Source organism: Gordonia sp. NPDC003429, assembly GCF_053588575.1.
In genome coordinates this window covers 1-1,305 of sequence record NZ_JBSFQF010000056.1, presented here as the reverse complement: position 1 = coordinate 1,305, position 1,305 = coordinate 1, and the positions used below count along the sequence as shown (strand labels likewise).

1 protein-coding gene is annotated in these 1,305 nt (G+C 63.1%); it reads right to left on the bottom strand.

Annotated elements, in window-relative coordinates:
* A partial coding sequence (locus ACWDSI_RS20455; protein WP_449757688.1) for an IS256 family transposase occupies positions 1-1,195 on the bottom strand: 1,195 nt, incomplete at its 3' end.
* Positions 1,196-1,305 lie beyond the last annotated feature (110 nt).

Here is a 1,305-nt window from a genome sequence, read left to right as displayed (position 1 = left end):
GTTTCACCAGATGTGGTGCGTTGACCGCCCGCCATTTCGACTGCGCGGCCTCGATCAGTTTGTAGGCCATCGCGATGCCGGCCGCGCGGGATCCGGGGCCTTTGGTGACTTTGGTCCGTAGCCGCACGGTCGCGAACGTCGACTCGATCGGATTGGTGGTCCGCAGATGAATCCAATGCTCAGCGGGATACCGATAGAACTCCAGGAGCACGTCGGTGTCGTCGACGATCTTGGCCACGGCTTTCGGATACTTGGCACCGTAGGTCTTCTCGAATGCAGCGATGGCTTGACGGGCATGCTGTTCGTCTTCGGCGTTGTAGATTTCCTGCATCGCTTTGATAGCGTTGGGGTGTGCCGATTTCGGCAGTGCCGCAAGCACATTGGCTTGCTTATGAAACCAGCAGCGTTGTTCCCGGCTCTCGGGGAACACCTCGCGGACCCCGGCCCAGAACCCGAGCGCGCCGTCCCCGACCGCCAGGGTCGGGGACGGCATGCCACGGCGTTTACAGCTGCGCAGCAGATCGGCCCACGACTCGGTCGATTCCCGGTAGCCGTCAGCGAGCGCGATCAACTCCTTGCGGCCGTCGGCGCGGACGCCGATCATGACCAACAGACACAGCTTCTCCTGCTCCAGGCGCACCTTGAGGTGGATGCCGTCGACCCACACGTACACATAGTCGGCGGTGATGTCGCGGTCGGCGAAGGCTGCGGCTTCTTTCTGCCACTGGGCAGTGAGTCGGCTGATGGTGGCCGCCGACAACCCAGCGCCGGAACCGAGGAACTGCTCGAGTGCCGGCCCGAAATCGCCGGTGGACAGTCCATGCAGGTACAGCAGCGGCAGGACCGCGGAGATCTCCGGGCTTTTGCGTGCCCACGCCGGCAGAATCTTCGACGAGAACCTCTGCCGCTCACCGGTGTCTGGGTCGACGCGCTTGTCGTTGACCCGCGGTGCCTTCACCGCAACCGCACCCGCAGCGGTCATCACCTCCCGCTCGTTGTGGGAGCCGTTACGCACCACCAGACGGTGCCCGTTCTCATCGACCTGATCGGTGAACTGGTCGATGTAGGCGGCGACCTCGGCGCGCAATGCCGCGGCGAGCATCTGCCGAGCACCGTCTCGGACGATCTGATCGAGGATGGAGCGGTCCTCGCCAGCCGGGTTGGAACCTTCGTTGGAGTTGACTACCGTGAGCACGAGGCGTGCCTTTCCGCCAGCGCTGCAACGCTGACTTGATCAAGTGACTACCAGGATCATATTTACGGGAAGGCACGCCCTCCCTGATCCACAGGTCTTGATCATTCCTC